Origin of the sequence: Spiroplasma endosymbiont of Lasioglossum villosulum, assembly GCF_964020195.1 — a bacterium.
GTDB classification, from domain to species: Bacteria; Bacillota_I; Bacilli_A; order Mycoplasmatales; family VBWQ01; genus Spiroplasma_E; species Spiroplasma_E ixodetis_A.
Map to the genome: position 1 here is coordinate 182,585 of NZ_OZ026539.1, position 17,363 is coordinate 199,947.

Below are 17,363 nucleotides of genomic sequence, written 5' to 3' on the forward strand. Positions count from 1 at the left end.
ATGCAAAAAATTTTACATAAAAATGAAAAGATTAAACAAGAACGATTAAATTATTTGCTAACAAGGATAAAATTGGTTAATAATGTTCAAATGCTAAGTTATTTACAGAAAAGGTTATTGACAAAAAGTAAAGAATATTTAATAATAAGTAATGTTTTTAATGAGGTGCATAATTTATCTTTATATAATAGAGAAGCTGTTAAAGGATATATTATTAGAAGCACTAAAAATAATAATTTAGTAGCTACTGATTTTGATTATAAAATTGATAATTTATTTAATGAAAATTTTCCTGAATTTGTTGAAATTCATAAAAATTTACCTCTTGAACTTCAACATAAACCAGAAGCTGTTATTGGAAGTTTATTACAATTTTTAGAAGAACTTAAAGAAATAGAAAAAAATAAACTTTTAGCAAAGACAAGTCCTATTTATACATCAAAAAGGATGGGAGAATCTTATTTTTCGTTATTATCATATGCAAATTATGAAGGAATTTTTTCTGAAACCATAAACAATATTAAAGATATCAAATTAAAAATATTAAACTCTAAAAACAATGAAGAAATTAGAAAATATCAACAACAGTTAGAAGAAATATCTATTAAATTTTGAGAATCACAAAAAGATTTTACTAAGTTAGTTAATGAATGTTTATTTTCCTAATGAGAAGCAAGAAATTTGGCTTAAGTTTGCGTTAGAAGAACATTTTTTATCAGAAAATCAAATATTAAAAAATAATGTTATTAAAAATTATAAAGACAAAGCAGAAGAAAAATTTACTAAGATAAGTAGTGTATTAAAAATAAATCAGCAATTAGTACAAGGTTTTCAAGAAGAATTATCTGATACATTCAAAGTCTCAAGACAAAGAATTAAACAAAAATTAAATCAACAAAGATTGGCAACTGGTAATTGAAAAGTTGATGATATTATTTCAATTAATAGTATAATCGATATTACTGGTATTAATGAAAAACAAGCAGTTTCATTTAAAGTTTTAACAAAAAATAAAGATGATTTTACTGTTATTATTCAATATTTAAATTCAAAAAAACAATTAGAATATAAAATAAGAGACATTACGATTAATAATTGTGGGACATTCAATTTTACTTTAAATAAAGAAGAAGTTACATTTCCAAATTGACAAGAAATTTTGAAGTTACAATCGTTAATAAATGATTATATAATTTGAAAAGATAAAGAATTAGTAGAACATGTAGAATTGTTATCGAACAAACTTAAAAAAATTAGTAATTCAGTTTTAAGTTTTGTTAAAGTTAATAATCAAAATTTTTTCAATAATTGAGAATGAGAAATTAATTTGCAAAAAATTAAAGAAAAATTATTAGTAACTATTGAACAAGAAATAGAAGAATATAAACAATTAATTGAAAAAGGTCAAATGCAATATGAAAAAAATTTAAAAATTAGTCAAGAATTAAAAGAAAATCTTACTAATGGTAATTTAAATTTTGTTTTTAGTGAAAACAGTAAAGAAAATATTAAAAATTTAAATCAAAATAAAAACAACACCAATGTAACATTTGATATTTTTTATTATAATAAAAAATATTTTATAGGTAGTTATAAAACTGAAACATCTACCATTAATTTTAAAATTCTTAGAGATAGTTTAATTGCAAAAAACAGGCTACTAGAAATAAAAGAAAAAGTTGCCGCCATAAGAAAATCAGTTTTAATAGTTGATAGTAAAATAAGAACGGCAGTTAATGATTTAACTAAGTTACATGATAGCATTATTGAACTTTTACAAATTAAGAAACAGGAATGAGAAACGTTAACTAATCATACAATTGTAAATGTTCAACTACAAAATCAAAAGATATTAGCACAATTAAAGTTAGATATCGAACAACTTGTTAAAAAAATCAGTTTTATTAAAAATAAAATTTCTGAATTAAGTAACCAAAAAATAGCAAATTCATGATTTTATAATGACTATCTAACTTTTATCAGATATTATGAGAAAGCGAATGAAGTTGCACCTTGAAGTATTGAAAAATATTTATGTTGAGATAAAAACTTTAATATTATTAAAAACAATTTAAAAATATATACTGGTTATGATGATTTTGATGATTATAAAACAATATTTTTAAGTAAACTTTACAATATTAAAACTATTGATATTGAACACTGTCAAAAATCTTTAGTAGAAATATCAAAAACAAAATTTAAAAAACTTAGTTGATGACAAAAAATAATAAATAAATTATCGTGAACATGAAAAAAAACAAAAAGAAATATCAAAGTGATTAAAGAAAATAATATAAAAAATTTTGGAACTTTAATTGCAAATTTAAATGAAAATAAAACATCAATAGATAAAATAAGCGTATCTTATCAAAGACAAAGTATACCAGAACTATTGCCAACATCTGAGCCTTGAGATGAATGAATAATTGAAAAAAAACCTAAATTATCACGTTCAAATAGTACTGATAGTGCGATAAGTTCACTTTCTTATGAATTTGAAGAAAATGATTATTCTATTATTGATATCGATAAAATATTAAGAGAACTTAATAGTTATAGTTTTCCACAGTATAGTGATTTAGAAAGTAGTACTGAATCATCTCGTCAAGAATTTAATCATTGTCTTACTAGAACAGCATCTAGTGATAGTGGCATTTGTTCTGGTCAGATTACTCCTAAACCAGTTAGTACAAATCCTTTTGATGATGAAAGCGATGATGAAGAACTTGCTGGTAATACTATTAATGAATCTAATAATTTAGTAAATACTGTACCATTACCATCCAAATCAACTCCAAAATTAAATTTTTCTTAATTGATAATTAATTTTATATTTTTCTTTATAATTTATATGATACGATGTAATCATATAAGTAAAAGAAACAGGTGTATATTATATGTTAACTGCTGGTATCGTTGGTTTACCTAATGTAGGTAAATCAACATTATTTAAAGCCATAACCAATTCACAAGTATTAATTGAAAATTATCCTTTCGCTACTATAAAACCAAATATTGGTAGCGTTCCAGTCAATGATTCAAGAATTTTAAATTTAATAAAAATTTTTAATCCACAAAAAGTTGTACCAACAATTTTAGAATTACATGATATTGCTGGACTTGTCAAAGGCGCTAGTAAAGGTGAAGGATTAGGTAATCAATTTCTTGCCAATATTAGAACGGTTGATGCAATATGCGAAGTTATTCGTTGTTTTGATGATATTAATGTTACTCATGTTGAAAATAAAATTGATCCAATTAATGATTTTGAAATTATTGAATTGGAATTAATGTTAGCTGATCAAGAAGTAATAAGTAAACGAAAAGAAAAAGTTCGTAAAAAATCGCAAATAACTAGAGATAAACAAGGTATTGCTGAGGTAGCTTTATTAGAAAAAATTAATAATGAATTAAACAATGGTATTGCTATTCGCAATCAAAAGTTAAGTTCAGAAGAATTACTAATGATTAAACCTTATAATTTTTTAACTGCTAAACCAATAATTGTTATTGCTAATATTAATGAAAAAGATTTAATAACTAAAACTAATAAATATGTTGAACAATTACAACAATATATGAGCAAAAAAAATATTACTGTAATTGTTGTTTGTGCTAAGACAGAATGTGAACTTTCTGAATTAGAAGCAGAAGAAAAAAAAGAAATGTTTAAAGAGTTAAATATTTTTGAATCAGGAATTGATCAAATTGTATTAGCAACTTATAAACTATTAAATTTAGGTACTTATTTTACTGTTGGACCCAAAGAAGTTCATGCTTGAACTTTTATTAAAGGAATGAAAGCACCAGAGTGTGCTGGTATCATTCATACAGATTTCATGAAAGGTTTTATTAGAGTTAAAGTTTATAATTATCAAGATATAGAATTATTGGGTAGTGAAAAAAATGTTCAGGAAAAGGGAAAAATGAGAGTTGAAGGTAAAAATTATATAGTTGAAGATGGTGATATTTGTCATTTCCTTTTTAATGTTTAGTTTTAAGATAATATTAATTATAAAAAGGTTATAGTTTTGTTATAATTAATTTGAAAATATACTAGCAAGAAAGGAAAAAATTATTATGTTAAAAAGTAATTTACAAAATCCTGATTCTGACATTCAAGAAAACAATTATGTTCCAAATAAAAAAACTAAAAAGTTTGATGTTCTTAATAAAATAAAAGTTTCAAGAGCTTTACTTTTTTGATCACCAATTGTGCAAATTATTGGTAGTATTGCTTTTTTAATACTATTAATAGTTAATACATTTGTTGGACAAAAAATGGGGTTTGAATTTAGTAAACTACAATTAGCTTTATCATTATCATATGTTGGAGTTGCAATTTTAGTCAGTATTATTTGTTTTATGATACCAGCAAAGAAACTTAAAAAGAAATCTTCATTTAGAATTACTGCTATTTCAACATTAATATTATCAACATTAATGTTAAGCGGTAGTCTAGTTTTTTGATCAATACCAGTATTATTATTTTTTTCATTAATCTCATTAATTGTATGAATATGTGAAGTAATAGCAGCGATTATTTTAATTTTAGTAGTTGAAGAATTACCTAATGAAAAATAAAGTAGGTGAAAATAATGAAAATTAAAGATTTAGATAATCTTAAAAACAAAGAAACATGTTTTATTCCATATGAACAAAAAACTAAAAATGCATATTTTGTTTATTTGACAATATCAATAGTTCTTTTTTTATCAGTTTTTATTTTTTTATTATTTGCTGCTATTAATGTATCAAAATATAAATTATATAATGTAAAACTTACTGATTTTAATTATCCTATTTTGAATTTATTTTATGTACCAATTGTTTGTTTAATTGCAATTACTGTAAGTATGATTTTATTAATATTTGCTCCTAGAGTAAGTATTGTCTCTTCAAAGTATAGCAGTAGAATGTTTTATACTGCTTTTTGATTATTAATTCTTAGTGTAATGTTAAGTTCAGAAGTACAATTAACTTATATTTCACAATCTGGAATATTATATAATGAAAATTATCATTGAATTAATCCAATTATTGCAAGAATATTTATTATTTTTAGTCTTTTTTTAATTTTGATTACACAACTATTTTTTTGAATTATGCGTAGAAAGTTTACATTTATGAACTCAGATTATGAAATTTATACTACTAGAAGTATGGAAAAAAAACAAAGACGAATTAGAAAACAAGAATTAAAAAAAATTAAAAAACAAGAAAAGGGATTTAGTAAAAAAACTTTGAATATTAAATAAGGGGGACAGATTTATGAGAATTCGTAATTGGTGGTTTATTAGTTTTTATTTATTATTAAGCACATTTATTATTTATGAATTATTTTTTTTAATTGCTTTGTCAAAAAATACAGTTTTAAAAGATTTATATTATTATGGTTTTCAAATTGCAGAACCTTCACCAAGTTTTAATCCTTCAAGTTATACTACAGTTTATTATTTACCAGTAATAGGTTTGATTGTAAGTAGTTTTGGGTTGATAAGTTGTATTTTTACGGCAAGAGTTTTTCTTGAAAAATCTCCTCGTTTTAAATTTGTATTTTTAGTTGTAAACTTTATAATTTTTGTTGTTGGATTTTTAATAAGTTTTTCTGGTCAATTGCTTTATTGTGAATGAAGTAATGATAGTGCACAAATAATACCTAATAGGGGTGGAACAATTGAAACACCAAGTTTTTATTATCGAAATTGAGTTTCTTCAACAATTGTTTGATCAATTTTTGGTTTTTATTTTGCATTACTTGTTGCAGCAGTTATTTTATTACTTAAATTAAATTTAATTAATGTTCAAACATATCACTTTTATCGTCAACGTATTGAACAAGCAATTGAATTTGAACCAGAATTAAAACAACCATTACCAAGTTCTAATGAATTTGATCCAAATGATACACAGACTATTACAATTTTTCTTGATGAAGAAGTAAATGAAAAATTATAATCTAAAACTAATCGTAAAAAAATAATAAAAAAAATTAAATTCTAAAAAAAAGACTAATAAAGTAGAAAAAAAAGTTAGTAAGATTAAAAAATCTTAAATTTAATAAAGATGGTGAAAATATGAAAATTCGTGTACGATATGCACCTAGTCCTACTGGGTATTTACATATTGGTGGTGCTAGAACAGCATTATTTAATTATTTATTTGCAAAAAATAACAAAGGAGATTTTATAGTTAGAATTGAAGATACTGATTTAGAACGCAATATTGAAGATGGAATTAGTTCACAATTAGATAATTTACGTTGAATGGGAATAATTCCTGATGAAACTATTGATTTACCAGGTAAATATGGTCCTTATAAACAAACTGAACGTTTAAATATATATATTCAACATGCATTAATACTAATAAAAGAAAAAAAAGCATATTATTGTTTTTGTACACCTCAATATCTAGAAGAAATGCGTAAGAAACAAGCAGATAAAAATATTTTAGCTTTCCAGTATGATGGAACATGTTCAAAATTAGAGCAGTCTGTAATTGAAGAAAATTTACAAAATAAAATTTCATATGCTATTAGAGTTAAAATTACCACTAATAAAAGTTATAAAATTAAAGATTTAGTTCGTGGTAATGTTGAATTTAATTCAGTAGACTTAGGAGATTACATTATTATTAAATCAAATGGAGTGGCCACTTATAATTTCGCTGTTGTTATTGATGATCATTTAATGGAAATAAGTCATGTTTTTCGTGGTGAAGAACATTTGTCAAATACACCAAAACAATTAGTTATTTATGAGTATTTTAATTGGAAAATGCCAATTTTTGCCCACTTAACATTAATTGTTAATAATAAACGTAAAAAATTATCAAAACGTGATGGTAGCATTATCCAATTTATTCATCAATATCGTAAAGAAGGATATTTACCAGAAGCAATTTTTAATTTTATTGCTTTATTAGGATGAAGTTCGCATGAAGAAAAAGAAATTTATACTAAAGAACAATTAATTAAATTATTTACCCCAAAATATTTAAGTAAAGCACCAAGCATGTTTGATCCAGAAAAATTAGTGTGAATGAATAATTATTATATTAAAAGATTAAATGTTGAACAATACTTAGCTTTAGTAACACCTTTTATTAAAGAAAAATATAATTGAAATAGCAAAACTATTGAATGATGAAAAGAAGTATTATTAATTTATCAATCACAGTTAGAATATGGTAGTCAAATTAATGAATTGGTAAGTTTATTTTTTAAAAATAATTTTAAGGTAAATATAGAAGTAAAGACTTTTTTGAATGATAATGAATGTAACTTAGTTTGTACAACATTTATTAAAAAGATTATTGATTGTAAAAATTGAACTAGTGATAATATTAAAAACATTATTAATGAAGTTAAAAAAGAAACTAATGTTAACGGCAAATTATTATTTATGCCAATTAGAATTATTACGACAGGACAAATGCATGGACCTGATTTAGTTAGCACCATTAAACTATTAGGTTATGCTACCATTATTAATAATGTGAAATTAAATTTTAAATATTAAAGAAAAATAATTATTATTACTTATATAGAAAATATAATATTTACTTTTGTTATAAATAAAAATTATAAAATTGTTCTTTTCACTCAAAATAATTATTAAAATAGAAGAAAAATTTTATATTATGTTACTATTAAAATAAAAAATTAATAATACCTAAAATTTATAAGATATTAATGAGAGGTTAAAATTTATGTCAAGCAATAATTATAAAGTAACTTTTATTCGTGACGCTATACACAAAAATATTAATATCAGCGAACCCGTTATTCAGGTGTTAATATCTTGTAAAGAATTTCAAAGATTAAGATGAATTAATCAACTTGGTGGTGTCCAAATTGCTTTTCCTAATGCAACTTATACTAGATATGTTCATAGTATCGGTGTTTATCATATATTAAATCGTGTTCTTAGTGAAGTTGAAGGTTCTTCTTTATTAACTAAAGAGGAAAAAATAAACATTAAAATTGCTGGTTTATTACATGATTTAGGACATGGTCCTTTTTCACACACTTTTGAAAAAATCATAAACCTTAATGTTAATAAAAAAGAAAATTTTACTCATGAAGATTATACTTGTGCTATTATTAATGATAATAGTACTGAAATTAACATGATTTTAAAACAATTTAATATTAATATTAATGCTATTATTGGTATCCTTAAGAAGGATTATAAAAATTATCCTAAATATCAAATTCAATTGGTATCATCGCAATTAGATTGTGATCGTATTGATTATTTAATGCGTGATGGATATTTTACAGGAGTTGGTTATGGAAGTATTGATATTGATTGAATTATTACAAATATGATAATTGATATTAAAGAGGGTTTAGTTTTTTCATACAAGGCAATTTCTGCTATTGAAAATTATTTAATCACAAGGTTCCATATGTATTCTCAAGTTTATTATCATAAAAGTGGAATTCTTTTTGATCTTAATTTACAAAAATTATTTTCAAGAATAACTGAATTATATTTTGATAAAACTTATTCATTTAAAGTCAATATTCATGATTTTATTGCTATTTTTGAGGGAAAAAGCGTTGAAATACAAACATATTTAAATTGAACAGATGCTACTTTAATTAAGTTAATGCAAGATATTATTAATTTTGAAAACGATAATGAGTTAGTAAAAATATCAAAAGTAATTTTATTTTGTTTTAACTGAGAAAATGAATTGTTGTTATTAACAAGTCAAAATAACACTAATGTTATTGGGGTTAAACAAGATTTAAAAAATGTACTTTATTATTTTAAAAAAGATCCAATTATTATTAAAACAAAAAACGAAGAGTATATTACTTTAGAAAAAATCTCACAAATTTTGCAAGATCCAATTAAAGCACCAAATACAATTTATTTTTTAAAAAAGAAATAGAAATTTAAAACTGTTATAAAATGAGGTAATTATGAAAATTTTAAAATCAATTAATAAAGTTTTTGAGTATCCAAATATTTTAGATTTAACGCCAGGAGATTTTTACTTAAATTCACATGAGTATCACTTAGCAACGCAAGAAGTAATAGTGATATTGGGCGTATTAATTAATAAAGAAAAAATTGAAAATGCTATTAAAACTTTAAATTTTACTTGAATAAATTTTAAAGAAAAAGTAATAGTTTATTTTTCTATTTTTGCCTACCTTATAATAGGTAATGAATATAATGATTTAAAATCAGTTAAAATAAATCAAATTAAATTTAAAGATAATACGTTAAAAATTAAATTTAAAGAAACATTACTTACAATGATTAATAAGTTTCCAAGAACGTTGCATTTAACTAATGTTTTGGGTAATGATAATGATCGCGCTAATATGTATGCAGTTAACGCTATTTTAAATATTAAAAAAGGGATTGGATATGATAATTTTCATATTACTCTTTTTTCAGTATATCAATCGTTAGAATTAAAACTAAAGCATTGTTTAAGAAAATATATTCAAGTTGAACCTTCAGCTAGTAAGAAAAAATTTAATTTTCATAATTTAATAAGATTGCTTAAATTAATTAGTACTACAAGAGTTGAAAGTGAGGAAATGAGTAAAATATTATTAAATTTAAGAGAACGTTTGCGTTATTTTGAACAAATTAATCCTGGTGGTCAAGCAGCAAGATATGAAGCTGAGATAAATCATAATTATTTTCATAATTTAAATTCGTATATAATTAATGAACAAGAATTACTAAGTAATTTTGTCAAGGCTTTAAGTTTATTACAAGAATTATATTTAAAATTAATAGAATTATATAAAGATGATAATACTAAAGTTAAAATGCAAAAAAAAATTGATTTAGAATTAGTTAAAGTTTCAGGAATTAAGATCGAAGATGATCCAAAAAAAATTAATGATAAATTAAGAAATGTACTGGATAATCAAATTTTTGGTAACTATCAAGAATTAATTGATTTAAATTACAATGATGTTGCTATTTTGGAATTTTTAATCAGAATTGGATTTATACAGTATGTTAATGATACAATTGAGCAACTTTTATAAAAAAGTATTTATTTTTATTTTTTTATATGATATAAATTAAATTTATGAGTATAATATTTTAGATATTGAAAGGGGTCTGAACTGTGGACAGTTATGTTATTAATGAACTCACTACTATTATTCTTGATGCAGTAGCATTTGCAAATTATGAAATAGAATTGAATCAAGTTGTTATTGAAATTAATAAAAATAATGACTTAGGTGATTATTCTACATCAATAGCAATGATATTAGCAAAAAAATATAAACAAAAACCATTAGACATTGCTGAAATTATAGTTAAAAATATTCATCAGAAACACCCATTAATTAAAAAAATTGATTATATTACTCCTGGTTTTATTAATATTAATATTAATGTTGAAGTATTTAGTTTGTTATTAATGAAAATTATTAATGAGAAATCATTATATGGTCAATCTAATAAAAAAAATATTACTTATAATATTGAATTTATTAGTGCCAATCCAACCGGACTTTTACATTTAGGACATGCAAGAAATGCGGCTATTGGTGATAGTTTAGCTAATATATTAGAACATAGAGGATATAATATAGTTAGAGAATACTATATTAATGATGCTGGTAATCAAATTAATGTTTTGGCCAATTCAATTTTCATAAATTATCAAAATCTTTGTGGTAATGCTGTTGAATTACCAAAAGAAAGTTATCGTGGTTCTGAAATTTTAACTGCTGCACAATCATTTTTGAAATTAAATGGTAATAAATTTGCAAATAAACCTTTTGATGAAACCTCTTCTTTAATTTTTAAAGAATTTGGTATTAATTATATGCTTTCAGAAATTAAAAAAGATTTAAAAAAATTTAAAGTTAAAATTAATATTTGATTTTCTGAATCATTTTTATATAAAGAAAATATTATTTCTAATTTAATCAAACAATTTGAAATGCAAGGCAATACTTATCAACTTGATGGTGCTATTTTTTTAAAAACTACTTTATTTGAAGATGATAAAGATCGTGTAATTGTTAAGAAAGACAAAACTTATACATATATGCTTCCTGACTTAGCTTATCATCATATTAAATTTCAACGTAGTGATGTGTTAATTAATATTTGAGGAGCAGATCATTATGGCTATATTCCACGAATTAAAGCAGGATTATATATGCTTAATAATGATGCCACTAAACTTGATATTTTATGTATGCAAATGGTAAAGGTTATTGATAATGGCAAAGAACAAAAAATGTCAAAAAGAGCAGGAACATCAATAACTTTAAGACATATGATAGATTTAATTGGAAAGGATGCTTTACGTTATTTTTTAGTATCAAGATCAGTTGAATCACATCTTGATATTGATTTAGCACTTGCTAAACAACAATCTAACGAAAATCCTGTTTATTATGCACAATATGTTCATGCACGTATAAATCAAATTATAGAGAATTATCCAAAATTTGAAATTGCAAATAGTATTAATTTATTAACAGAACAAAAGGAAAAAGAAGTATTGATTACATTAGATGAATATATAATTATTTTGCAAAAAATTGAAAAACAGCATCAACCGCATTTACTTACAAATTATATTCAGAAATTAGCTAAGTTATTTCATTCTTATTATAATAAACATAAAGTTATTAGTGAAGATCAACAATTAACAATTCAACGATTAACATTAGTTTTAGCAATAAAACAAATAATGGCCAATGCTTTAAATTTAATTGGTGTGGATGCGCCTAAAAAGATGTAAAAAATATATTTTTTATTATTTATAATATACAATTTAGAAGGTGATTAAGAAATGCAAAACAAACAAACATTAGTAGAAGTAGCATATAGTTTTTTATGCAAAAAGAAAAAAAGCAGTTTTAATGAAATTTGAACACATGTTAAAAAACAATGTAATATTTCTAAAGAAGATGAAGAAAAAATTGCTGGTGAACTTTATACTGGAATTATTTTAAATACCAATTTTTTCTTAAAAAATGATAAACTTTGATATCCACGTAATGAAGTCTCATTAGAGGAAATTAAAGAACATATGACAAGAGTAGAAATTCCAAGTAATACAAAAGACGAAATTGATAGTACTGAAACAGTTACAGATAATGATGAAACTATAGATTTAAGTGAAGACGTAGAAGATGAAGATGATGATTTAGATACCATTAGTATTAAACCATTAGAAGATAGTTATGATGATGAATAATAATGATATTATTAATTAATATTTAGGAGAAAACTAATGAATTCAAAGTATATATTTATTACTGGTGGTGTTGTATCATCTTTAGGTAAAGGAATTACAGCAGCATCGCTTGGGTGTATATTAAAGCAAAAAAATATTAAGATTTTTATGCAAAAATTTGACCCTTATATTAATGTTGACCCAGGTACTATGAGTCCTTATCAACACGGTGAAGTATATGTAACTAGTGATGGTGCTGAAACTGATTTAGATTTAGGTCATTATGAACGTTTTATTGATGAAAATCTGACTAGAGATTCCAATATTACTGCCGGAAAAGTATACCAAACTGTTTTAAAAAAGGAACGTGATGGTTTTTATGAAGGGAAAACTGTACAAGTTGTACCTCATGTTACTGATGAAATTAAAAAACATATTTTTAATTCCGCAATTAATAGTAAGGCTGATGTTATTATTACCGAAATTGGTGGAACAGTTGGTGATATTGAATCATTAGCTTTTATTGAAGCCATTAGACAAGTTAAAAACGAAAAAGGTCATGAAAATGTTATTGTTATTCACACTACATTAATTCCTTATTTATATTCGGTTGGTGAATTTAAAACGAAACCCAGTCAACATTCAGTAAAAGAAATATTATCATTAGGTATTCAACCTGATATTTTGGTTTGTCGTAGTGAAACTATGCCACCTGATCATATTTTTGATAAATTATCTTTATTTTGTAATATTAAACGCAGTCATGTTTTAGCAATTCCTGATTGTGATAATATTTATAAAGTGCCATTATCTTTAGAACAACAAAAAATTGATGAAGTAGTTTCAGAATTATTAAAGTTAAATAAAACTAAACCAGATATGTCAGAATGACATGTAATTGTTAAAAAGTTAGATAATATTAATCAAGAAGTTACTGTTGGTATTGTGGCAAAGTATTCGAATTTAAGTGATGCTTACTTATCAGTAATTGAATCATTGAAAATTGCAGGTTATAGTCTTAATACTAAAGTTAATTATAAAATTATTAACGCCGAAAGTTTAGATAGTAAAAACATTAATTCTATGCTTTCCCCTTTCCAAGCAATAATTGTTCCTGGTGGCTTTGGTAATCGTGGTGTTGAAGGCAAAATCAATGCAATTAATTATACTCGAGTTAATAAAGTTCCTTTCTTGGGATTATGTTTAGGTATGCAGTTAGCTTGTATTGAATATGCTCGTAATGTATGTAATTTACAAGATGCTAATTCTACTGAATTTAATGAAAAAACTAAAAATCCTATTTTTGATTTATTACGTGGTAAAAATAAAAATGATCAAATTGGGGGAACTTTAAGATTGGGTAATTATCCAACCACTTTAATTAATGATTCATTAGCAAAATCTCTTTATAAACAAACTATTATTATTGAACGTCATCGTCATCGTTATGAATTTAATAATAGTTATAAAACATTACTTGCAAAAAATGGATTAATTTTTAGTGGTATATATAATAAAGAAGATTTGGTAGAAGTGATTGAGTTACCAAAAGAAGTACATCCATTCTTTATTGCAAGTCAGTTTCATCCTGAATTCACATCAAGAATTAATAAACCAAATCCTTTATTTTTAGGATTAATTAAAAGTATTATTAAAAAATAATGATTAAGTAAGAAAATTTAATTTTAAAATTGTTATAATTTTTATGAATTGTATATTCTCAAAATATATATGCAACTAGATTTTTTATGAAAATATATAATATAAGGTTATAATATTTTAAGAAAGAAGGAAAAGAAATGAATAAATTTGTTAGTGCAAAAAATATGATTGATAAAGCAAAAGCAGATAAATATGCCATTGCTCACTTTAATATTAATAATTTAGAATGAACAAGATCTATTCTTGAAGTTGCACAAGAAACTAAATCATCTGTTATTTTAGGTGTTTCAGAAGGTGCTATTAAATACATGGGTGGATTTAACACAGTTGTTAGTATGACTTTAGCGTTATTGAATGATTTAAATATTACTATTCCAGTGGCATTACATTTAGATCATGGTCAATCAGTAGATTCTTGTAAGAAAGCATTAGATGCTGGTTTTAGTTCAGTTATGTTTGATGGTTCTCATTTAGATTTTAATGAAAATATAAAAGGTACCAAAGAAGTAGTTACTTATGCTAAGAAAAAAAATGCATCTGTTGAAGCAGAAGCAGGTACTATTGGTGGTGAAGAAGATGGAGTTATTGGTAGTGGTGAGATTGCTAGTGAGGAAGATTGTAAATCATTAGCAGCTTTAGGAATTGACTTTTTAGCAGCCGGAATAAATAATATTCATGGAAAGTATCCTAAAAATTGAGATGGTTTAAATTTTGATGTGTTAAAAAATTTATCAGTAGTTTCAAATAAGCCAATGGTATTACATGGTGGTTCTGGAATTCCAAAAGATCAGGTTAAAAAAGCTATTAATTTAGGAATTAGTAAAATTAATGTTAATACTGAATTACAAGAAGTATTCGCCGCAGCTATTGAAAAATATGTTACGGAAGGAAAACTTAATGAAGATAAAGGGTTTGATCCTAGAAAAATTTTTAAGCCAGGAATGGAAGCAATTAAACTTAAAGCTAAAGAATTATTAACAGAATTTGGTTCATTAGGAAAATCTTAAAAAAATTGTCATATTATTACTAATATGACCATTTTTAAATAATTTTCCTTAAATTAAGATAAATTTCAAATATGAAAATTACTTTTATTATCAATAACTTGTGATATTTTTTCATTACTTAAAATATCAATTATTATTTCGGCCTTAATAGCAACTTTCGCGTCTAACATATGACCACCAATTACGTTAAAATTATCATCACCAAAAGTAGTATGACAATGAATAATTGGTTTATTTCTATCTTTTTCATCTCAAATGATTGTTCCAATTGTTGATAACAATTCATATTGTTCAAGAAAAGTTTTTTTTACATAATCAGTACTTTTTTTAGGAATGTAGCCTAAAGTGACATTAGTAATAGCACCAATCATTTGGAATTGTGCCATTCCTATGTTTTCTTTAATAGCAAATTGCTCTAAAGTTTTAATAATCATTTCATCTTTTTCAATAATTAATGCATACTTATTTCCGATCATTTTTTTAATTTTCATAATAAGAATCTCACCTTTCTTTTAGCAGTATTTTAACATATTTATTAATAGCAATAATGATTAAAATTGATTATTATAGGAAAAAAATATTTTTTTTGTAATAAAAATTATTTTAAAAAGAAAATATATTAATTTTAAAATTAATAGGTATAATAAAACTAATATTTAAACTAAGGAAGTGATAAAGTTGAAAACTAATGGTTTAGTAATTGCTATTGGTAATGATCATACCGCTTATGAATTTAAACAACCAATTATTAAATTTTTACATACAGAAGGCTATCAAATTTTAGATTTAGGAACAAATAGCAGTGAACCTGTTGATTATCCTAATTTTGGTTTTAATGTTGCAAATGCTATTGTTAGTAAAAAAGCAGATTTTGGTATTGTAATTTGTGGTACTGGTATTGGTATTAGTATTGCTACCAATCGTATTAATGGTGTTCGTTGTGCTCTTTGCTATGAGGAAGAAACAGTAAGATTGGCAAGACTTCATAATGACGCTAATGTTTTAGCAGTAGGTGCTAGAATTATTTCTGATTATAAAGCAGTAGAACTTGTGAAATTATTTTTAAATACTAAAACAAGTGATGAAAAAAGACATCAATTAAGAGTTGCAAAACTAAAATAATTTTACTATTAAATTATTAAAGAGAGGATGTTTAAAAATGGATAAATCTTTTAATAAAGGTCTTGACCCAGAATTAAAAAAAATTGTGAAAGATGAATGACAACGTCAACAAAATCATATTGAATTAATAGCTTCAGAAAACTATGTATCACCAGCTGTACTTACACTCGCTGGAACAATATTAACTAATAAGTATGCAGAAGGTTATCCGGGCAGAAGATATTATAATGGTTGCGAAAATGTTGATAAAATTGAAAATTTGGCAATAGAGCGTTTTAAACAATTATTTAATTGTAGTCATAAACCAGGTCAATGTAAAAAAGGTAATTTTCATGCTAATGTACAACCTCATTCTGGTAGTCAAGCTAATGCTGAAGCATATGCTGCTATATTACGTCCAGGTGATACTATTCTTGGTATGGAACTTGATGCCGGTGGTCATTTAACTCATGGTTATAAAATTAATTTTTCTGGTAAAATTTATCACGGTGTTAATTATGGTGTAAGTAAAAAGGATGAATATTTAGATTATGATGAAATTTTAAAAATTGCTAAAGAATGTAAACCAAAAATTATTGTAGCAGGAGCTAGTGCTTATTCAAGACTTATTGATTGATCAAAGTTTCGTAAAATTGCTGATACTGTTGGAGCATATTTAATGGTTGATATGGCGCATATTGCTGGATTAATTGCTGCTGGATTACATCAAAATCCTATTTGTTATGCTGATATTACAACAACAACAACTCATAAAACATTAAGAGGACCACGTGGTGGTGCTATTCTTTGCACTGAAGAATTAAAAAAGAAAATTGATAGTGCGGTATTTCCTGGTAATCAAGGTGGACCATTGGAACATATTATTGCAGCAAAAGCACAAGCTTTTTATGAAGCATTAACACCAGAATTTAAAACTTATCAAATGCAAGTAATTAAAAATGCGCAAGCATTAGCAAAAACTTTTCTTGATGCAAAATTTCATGTAGTGGCGGGTGGAACTGATAATCATTTATTAACTGTTAATGTTACTAATATTAATGGTTTAAATGGTAAAGAAGCTGTTGATATTTTAGAAAAGATTAATATTGTTGCTAATAAGAATGGTGTTCCCTTTGATCCTTTACCAGCTGTTATTACTAGTGGTGTTCGTTTTGGTAGTCCAGCAATGACAACGAGAGGTTTTAAAGAAGAGCAGTTTATTGAATTAGGAAAGATTATTATTAGTGCTTGAAAATTATCTAAGGGTATTAATGATGATGGTTTACATGAATTAAGAAAAAAAGTTGATATACTTTTAAATAAATTTCCCATTTATGAAGATATAAAATTACCTCAATAATAAAATAATTATTTTACATTTGGAATATGAAAATAAGT

The 17,363-nt window shown here is 24.2% G+C and carries 16 protein-coding genes; 15 read left to right on the forward strand and 1 reads right to left on the reverse strand.

Annotation, left to right across the window (positions count from 1 at the left end; all coding sequences use genetic code 4):
* The 13 genes from AACK81_RS01090 to fba all read left to right on the forward strand — a co-directional run bounded on the left by AACK81_RS01090 (position 1) and on the right by fba (position 14,864).
* The gene (locus AACK81_RS01090) at positions 1–666 is read left to right on the forward strand and encodes a hypothetical protein (RefSeq protein WP_338961828.1); all 666 of its coding nucleotides are present in this window, start codon (positions 1–3) and stop codon (positions 664–666) included.
* On the forward strand, positions 647–2,818 hold the full coding sequence (locus AACK81_RS01095; protein WP_338961830.1) for a hypothetical protein: 2,172 nt from the start codon (positions 647–649) through the stop codon (positions 2,816–2,818). The genes AACK81_RS01090 and AACK81_RS01095 overlap by 20 nt, the downstream gene beginning before the upstream one ends.
* An 82-nt stretch (positions 2,819–2,900) precedes the next feature.
* A complete protein-coding gene (ychF, locus tag AACK81_RS01100) occupies positions 2,901–3,998 on the forward strand; it encodes a redox-regulated ATPase YchF (protein ID WP_338961832.1) in 1,098 nt (365 codons plus the stop codon).
* A gap of 85 nt (positions 3,999–4,083) precedes the next feature.
* Positions 4,084–4,587 (forward strand): hypothetical protein, encoded by a 504-nt coding sequence (locus AACK81_RS01105; protein ID WP_338961834.1) that lies wholly within the window; start codon positions 4,084–4,086, stop codon positions 4,585–4,587.
* Positions 4,588–4,601: 14 nt separating this feature from the next.
* The gene (locus tag AACK81_RS01110; RefSeq protein WP_338961835.1) at positions 4,602–5,261 is read left to right on the forward strand and encodes a hypothetical protein; all 660 of its coding nucleotides are present in this window, start codon (positions 4,602–4,604) and stop codon (positions 5,259–5,261) included.
* A gap of 13 nt (positions 5,262–5,274) precedes the next feature.
* The gene (locus AACK81_RS01115) at positions 5,275–5,961 is read left to right on the forward strand and encodes a hypothetical protein (protein WP_338961836.1); all 687 of its coding nucleotides are present in this window, start codon (positions 5,275–5,277) and stop codon (positions 5,959–5,961) included.
* 119 nt (positions 5,962–6,080) lie between these two features.
* Positions 6,081–7,526 carry a glutamate--tRNA ligase gene (gene gltX / locus AACK81_RS01120; protein WP_338961838.1) on the forward strand — a complete coding sequence of 482 codons (1,446 nt, stop codon included), beginning with the start codon at positions 6,081–6,083 and terminating at the stop codon, positions 7,524–7,526.
* A 190-nt stretch (positions 7,527–7,716) separates the two neighbouring features.
* On the forward strand, positions 7,717–8,910 hold the full coding sequence (locus AACK81_RS01125; protein ID WP_338961840.1) for an HD domain-containing protein: 1,194 nt from the start codon (positions 7,717–7,719) through the stop codon (positions 8,908–8,910).
* Between the two features lie 31 nt (positions 8,911–8,941).
* Entirely contained in the window at positions 8,942–10,033 is a 1,092-nt protein-coding gene (locus AACK81_RS01130) for a hypothetical protein (RefSeq protein WP_338961842.1), read from the forward strand.
* An 83-nt stretch (positions 10,034–10,116) separates the two neighbouring features.
* Positions 10,117–11,757, forward strand: a complete 1,641-nt coding sequence (gene argS, locus AACK81_RS01135; RefSeq protein ID WP_338961843.1) for an arginine--tRNA ligase — start codon at positions 10,117–10,119, stop codon at positions 11,755–11,757.
* 51 nt (positions 11,758–11,808) lie between these two features.
* On the forward strand, positions 11,809–12,216 hold the full coding sequence (gene rpoE / locus AACK81_RS01140; RefSeq protein WP_338961844.1) for a DNA-directed RNA polymerase subunit delta: 408 nt from the start codon (positions 11,809–11,811) through the stop codon (positions 12,214–12,216).
* 36 nt (positions 12,217–12,252) lie between these two features.
* Positions 12,253–13,857: a CTP synthase gene (locus AACK81_RS01145; protein WP_338961845.1), complete on the forward strand. Its 1,605-nt coding sequence runs from the start codon at positions 12,253–12,255 to the stop codon at positions 13,855–13,857.
* Between the two features lie 137 nt (positions 13,858–13,994).
* Positions 13,995–14,864 (forward strand): class II fructose-1,6-bisphosphate aldolase, encoded by an 870-nt coding sequence (gene fba, locus AACK81_RS01150; RefSeq protein ID WP_338961846.1) that lies wholly within the window; start codon positions 13,995–13,997, stop codon positions 14,862–14,864.
* A gap of 53 nt (positions 14,865–14,917) precedes the next feature.
* On the opposite strand, the gene AACK81_RS01155 is transcribed toward fba, so the two are convergent.
* Positions 14,918–15,355: a PPC domain-containing DNA-binding protein gene (locus AACK81_RS01155; protein ID WP_338961847.1), complete on the reverse strand. Its 438-nt coding sequence runs from the start codon at positions 15,353–15,355 to the stop codon at positions 14,918–14,920.
* A gap of 187 nt (positions 15,356–15,542) precedes the next feature.
* Between AACK81_RS01155 and rpiB the strand changes: the two genes are divergently transcribed.
* Together rpiB and glyA are read left to right on the forward strand one after the other, a co-directional pair.
* A complete protein-coding gene (gene rpiB / locus AACK81_RS01160) occupies positions 15,543–15,986 on the forward strand; it encodes a ribose 5-phosphate isomerase B (protein ID WP_338961848.1) in 444 nt (147 codons plus the stop codon).
* Positions 15,987–16,023: 37 nt separating this feature from the next.
* Positions 16,024–17,325 carry a serine hydroxymethyltransferase gene (gene glyA, locus AACK81_RS01165; RefSeq protein ID WP_338961849.1) on the forward strand — a complete coding sequence of 434 codons (1,302 nt, stop codon included), beginning with the start codon at positions 16,024–16,026 and terminating at the stop codon, positions 17,323–17,325.
* Positions 17,326–17,363: the final 38 nt, after the last annotated feature.